This window comes from Halomonas sp., from assembly GCF_041689495.1.
Classification (GTDB): Bacteria; Pseudomonadota; Gammaproteobacteria; order Pseudomonadales; family Halomonadaceae; genus Halomonas.
Genome location: NZ_JBDNGD010000212.1, coordinates 1 through 4,964 on the forward strand (window position 1 = coordinate 1; position 4,964 = coordinate 4,964).

The window sequence follows — 4,964 nt, forward strand, 5'->3', positions numbered from 1 at the left end:
GCCTGGGCGGTGAAGTCGTTGATCACCTTGAACAGCGACAACCCCAGGGCGTCGCAGATCTCGTTCCGGGAAAACGACCAGTGGTTGTTGGTCATGGTCACTCGGTCGCCGCGGATCGGGCAGGCGACAGCCAGGCAGGCCTCGCGGGGAATGTCGTCGCTCTCCTGACCGGCTCTCGATAGCCCGACTCTCGATAGCCCGACCCTCGACAAATAATCCTGCACGGCCTCCAGCAGCCCCGGGTAGTCGGCGCAGGGCAGGCTAAGGATGTCATGGGGCTCGAAGGCGCCCGGCGTCACCAGCGCAAAGCGGGCGTTTGTGCCCCCGATATCGCCGATCAACGCGGGTCGGGTCATCGTCAACTCGCCTCTTCCAGCTGTCGCGGACGAGGGGCTGGGTGCCGCCGCTCTCCATAATGGCTTCCAATCAGGGCCGGGCGAGTCATTCAGGCGTCCTCGTCGTGAATCTGGCCCTCCTGGCGGGCCAGGTCGTCGGCTTCGAAGCCGCCGAACACGCTACCGCCTTCCTCACCGCGCATGGCCAGGTGACGAAAGCCAACGAAGAGCTCACGGCCCAGGCCGACATGGAAGTGATCGAGGTTGCCGACCCGCAGCTCGCGTTCGGCCCAGGTATGGGCGTCGATCTTGACCTCGAGGCGGCCCTTGTCGGCATCCAGTCGCACGATGTCGCCATTCTTGAGCTTGGCCAGCGGGCCGCCGTCCAGGGCCTCGGGGCTGATGTGGATGGCGGCCGGCACCTTGCCCGAGGCACCGGACATGCGACCGTCGGTGACGAGGGCAACTCTGTAGCCGCGGTCCTGCAGCACGCCGAGATACGGCGTCAGCTTGTGCAGCTCGGGCATGCCGTTGGCCTTGGGGCCCTGGAAGCGCACCACGGCGATGACGTCGCGGTCCAGCTCGCCGGCCTCGAAGGCGCCCTTGAGATCGTTCTGGTCCTCGAAGATATACACCGGTGCCTCGACGACGCGATGCTCGGGCTTGACCGCCGAGACCTTGATCACGCCGCGGCCCAGGTTGCCGTCGAGCACGGTGAGCCCGCCGGTGGGGGCGAAGGGAGCGGCCACACCGCGCAGCACGTCCTTGTCGAGGCTGGTCTCGGGGCCCTCCCGCCATACCAGCTTGCCGTCCTCGAGGAAGGGCTCGCGGGTGTAGGCGGTGAGGTCGGTGCCGAAGATCGTGGGAATGTCACCATGCAGTAGCCCGGCACCCAGCAGCTCGCGGAACAGATAGCTCATGCCGCCAGCGGCCTGGAAGTGGTTGATGTCGGCCTGGCCGTTGGGATAGACCTGCATCAGGCTCGGCGTCACCGCGGAGAGGTCGGTGAAGTCCTCCCAGGTGATGGTCAGCCCCGCCGCGGCGGCCATGGCCACCAGGTGCAGGGTATGGTTGGTGGAGCCGCCGGAGGCCAGCAGGCCGACGATGGCGTTGACGATGGCGCGCTCGTCGATCTGCTTGTAGAAGGGGCGGTAGTCGCCCCCGGACTCGGTATTGCGGATCGTCTGCTCGGTGGCAAAGCGGGTCAGCGCCTCGCGCATCTCGGTGCCCGGATTGACGAAGGACGTACCCGGCAGGTGCAGGCCCATCATCTCCATCATCAGCTGGTTGGAGTTGGCGGTGCCATAGAAGGTGCAGGTGCCGGGGCTGTGGTAGGACTGGGATTCAGCCTCCAGCAGGTCCTCGCGGCTGGCCTTGCCCTCCGCGAACAGCTGGCGGATCCGCGCCTTCTCCTTGTTGAGCAGGCCGCTGGGCATGGGGCCGGCGGGCACAAAGGTCGCCGGCAGGTGGCCGAAGCGGGCCGCGGCGATGAACAGCCCCGGGACGATCTTGTCGCACACCCCCAGGTAGAGGGCGGCATCGAACATGTTGTGGGAGAGCCCCACGGCCGCGGCCATGGCGATGACGTCGCGGGAGAACAGCGACAGTTCCATGCCCGGCTGGCCCTGGGTGACGCCGTCGCACATGGCCGGCACGCCGCCGGCGAACTGGGCGGTGGAGCCCATGTCCCGGGCCGCCGCCTTGATGGTGGCCGGGAAGGTCTCCAGCGGTTGGTGGGCCGAGAGCATGTCGTTGTAAGCCGAGATGATCCCCAGGTTGGCCGAGTTCATCAGCTTGAGTGCGTTCTTGTCCGTCTCGCCGCAGGCGGCGAAACCGTGGGCCAGGTTGCCGCAGGAAAGCTCGCCGCGATGCACGCCTCGCTTGTGCTGGTCGGCCATGCGGCTCTCGTAGAGGGCGCGGCGCTCGGCGGAGCGCTCGCGGATACGGCGCGTGACCTCAGCGACGGTGGTATTGAGCGTGGGGGTCGTGCTGGCCATGGGGCACCTCATGTTCGACGTGGCTTTTATGCAACCTTGGTATGTAACTTTACCAAAAATACTCGCGATATTGCCGCCATTCTAGGGAAGTATTGGCTTGAATTGTAGTTTTATTACCGATAGAAAGCCACGCAGGCCCGGTAAGCGCCAGCGCACCGGGTGGACCATGCCCGATGCGCCTCCGACTTTTCCGGCCTGCGATCAGAGCCCCAGTAGCCGCAGCAGCCACTTGCGATACGGCGGGTCGAGCAGCCCCACGACATTGCGCCTGGCCTGCAGGAAGACACCGCGCTGGTGGCTGAAGCGCAAAAAACCGGTCTCTCCATGGTAGGCCCCCATACCGCTTTCGCCCACACCCCCGAAGGGCAGGGCGGGCACGGCGTTGTGCCACAGGGTGTCATTGAAGACCACACCACCGGAATGGGTTTCCTGAAGGATCCGCCGGCGGTTCTCCGGGTCGTTGGTGAAGGCATAGAGCGCCAGGGGGCGAGGGCCGGCATTGACGCGAGCCAGGGCGTGGTCCAGGTCAGGCACGCCGATGATCGGCAGCCAGGGACCGAAGATCTCGTCCTGCATCAAGGCAAGGCCCCGGTGCGGGTCGATGATCAGGGTCGGCGGCAGCTTGTGGATATTCTCGCCGGCCAGCGGCTCGCCCAGGGGGATCACCCGGCAGCCATGGTCACGGGCCTCGTCGAGCATCGCCTCGAGTCGGACCCTGTTTCGATCGCCGAGGATCGCGGTCATGTCGTCGCTGGCCACGCCCTCGGGGTAGAAGTGGCCGACCGTCTTGCCGATGGCGTCGATGAAGGCACCCAGCCGTGGCTCATCGATCAGGACATGATCCGGGGCGATGCAGGTCTGGCCGGCGTTGAACCATTTTCCGAAGGCGATGCGCCGGGCGGCGTGGTCCAGGTCGGCATCCTCGGCGACGATGGCGGGTGACTTGCCGCCGAGTTCCAGGGTGATCGGTGTCAGGTGCTCCGCGGCGGCACGGGCCACCTCGCGGCCGATCCGGGCGCTGCCGGTGAACAGCAGATGGTCGAAGGGCAGGGCGCTGAAGGCCCGTGCGGTCTCGACGTCGCCGGTGGCGACCCAGACCTCCTCGGGGGCGAAATAGCGGGATACCAGGTCGGCCATCAACTCGCTGGTGGCCGGGGTGTCGTCGCTGGGCTTGATCATCACCCGGTTACCGGCGGCCAGGGCATCCACCGCCGGCAGCATGGCCAGGTTCCAGGGATAGTTGAAGGGCGAGACGATGCCGATCACGCCCAGGGGCTGGACATGGACGCGGGCGCGACCGGGCCAGAAACGAAAGGGCACCGGGGCACGTTTCGGACGCATCCAGCGCTTCAGATGGCGGCGGGCATAGCGGATCGCTTGAAGCAGGGTGGCGATCTCGGCTAGGCGAGTCTCGGCCGTGGCCCGGTGGCCGAAGTCGCGGTCGATGGCGGCGATGATCTCGGCGCGATGCCGCTGCGTCAGGTCGGCCAGGCGTGCCAGACGCTGGCGGCGCGTCGTCACCGACGGATAGGGCTCGGCATTGAAGGCCGCTCTCTGGGCGTCCAGCCTCGTCTGCAATTCACTGGCATTGGCCATGAGCATCTCCTTGACAAGGGGAAGGCCGACTCGTGGTGGCACCGGCGGGAAGGGTCTGGGCACAATGGTGGGCCAATGTCGGTGGCTTGTCAGCCGCCGTCTTTTTTCTTAACCGGGGAGACTCGATGTCAGCACTGCTCCTGAGGGAATTGCCCGCCATCGACGCCGTGGCGGCCGAGGAATGGAATGCCCTGGTGGGTGACGACTATCCCTTCCTGCGCCACGAGTTCCTCCACGCCCTGGAAGCCAGCAACTCGGTGAGACCGGCCACCGGCTGGGTGCCGCGTCACCTGACGCTATGGCAGGATAATGCCCTGGTCGGTGTCCTGCCCCACTATCACAAGCATCATTCCTACGGCGAATACGTCTTCGACTGGGCCTGGGCCGACGCCTGGGAACGTGCCGGTGGACGCTATTATCCCAAGGGGCTCAGCGCCATCCCCTATACGCCGGTACCGGGCCCCCGGCTGGCCCTGGCAGCGGCCATCGACACCCGAGAGGCGATGAGGGTTCTGGCAGAGGCCTGGGAGGATGCTGACGTCTCCAGCTGGCACCTGCTGTTCGCCGAGGATGACGAAGTCGTGGCCTGGCATGAGGCGCGTCCCTCGCTGCTGATACGCCATGGCGTGCAGTTCCAGTGGCGCGACCAACACTATGGCGACTTCGAGGGCTTCCTTGCCGCCATGACCTCGAAGCGGCGCAAGACGATCCGTCGTGAGCGGCGCCTCGTCGCCGACCAGGGGCTGACGCTTCATCGGCTCCAGGGCGAGGCCATCGACAAGGACGCCATGGCGCACTTCTTCCGCTGTTACGAGATCACCTACCTCGAGCGCGGCCGCCATGGCTATCTCAACCTGGAATTCTTCGAGCGCCTGCGCGCCACCCTGCCCGAGACCCTGCTGCTGATCCAGGCGCGGCTCAACGGACGACCGGTCGCCGCGGCGCTCTGCCTGCAGGGCGCACGCACCCTCTATGGCCGCTACTGGGGCAGCGAGGTGCTCGCCGACTGCCTGCACTTCGAGGCCTGCTACTACCA

General features: G+C 66.4%; 4 protein-coding genes. 1 reads left to right on the forward strand and 3 read right to left on the reverse strand.

Annotation, left to right across the window (positions count from 1 at the left end; all coding sequences use genetic code 11):
* From ACESMD_RS07570 to ACESMD_RS07580, 3 genes are all read right to left on the reverse strand, one after another.
* Positions 1 to 356: glucokinase (locus ACESMD_RS07570; RefSeq protein WP_372611856.1), on the reverse strand; the 356-nt coding region annotated here is incomplete at its 3' end.
* Positions 357 to 445: 89 nt separating this feature from the next.
* On the reverse strand, positions 446 to 2,332 hold the full coding sequence (edd, locus tag ACESMD_RS07575) for a phosphogluconate dehydratase (RefSeq protein ID WP_372611858.1): 1,887 nt from the start codon (positions 2,330 to 2,332) through the stop codon (positions 446 to 448).
* Between the two features lie 201 nt (positions 2,333 to 2,533).
* Positions 2,534 to 3,928: a coniferyl aldehyde dehydrogenase gene (locus tag ACESMD_RS07580; protein ID WP_372611860.1), complete on the reverse strand. Its 1,395-nt coding sequence runs from the start codon at positions 3,926 to 3,928 to the stop codon at positions 2,534 to 2,536.
* A 125-nt stretch (positions 3,929 to 4,053) separates the two neighbouring features.
* Between ACESMD_RS07580 and ACESMD_RS07585 the strand changes: the two genes are divergently transcribed.
* On the forward strand, positions 4,054 to 4,964 hold a 911-nt coding region (locus tag ACESMD_RS07585), incomplete at its 3' end, for a GNAT family N-acetyltransferase (RefSeq protein ID WP_372611862.1).

Excerpts from the sequence above, each read along its gene's own strand:
- ACESMD_RS07580 (WP_372611860.1), bottom strand. The coding sequence starts at position 3,928 with ATGGCCAATGCCAGTGAATTGCAGACGAGGCTGGACGCCCAGAGAGCG.
- edd (WP_372611858.1), bottom strand. The coding sequence starts at position 2,332 with ATGGCCAGCACGACCCCCACGCTCAATACCACCGTCGCTGAGGTCACG.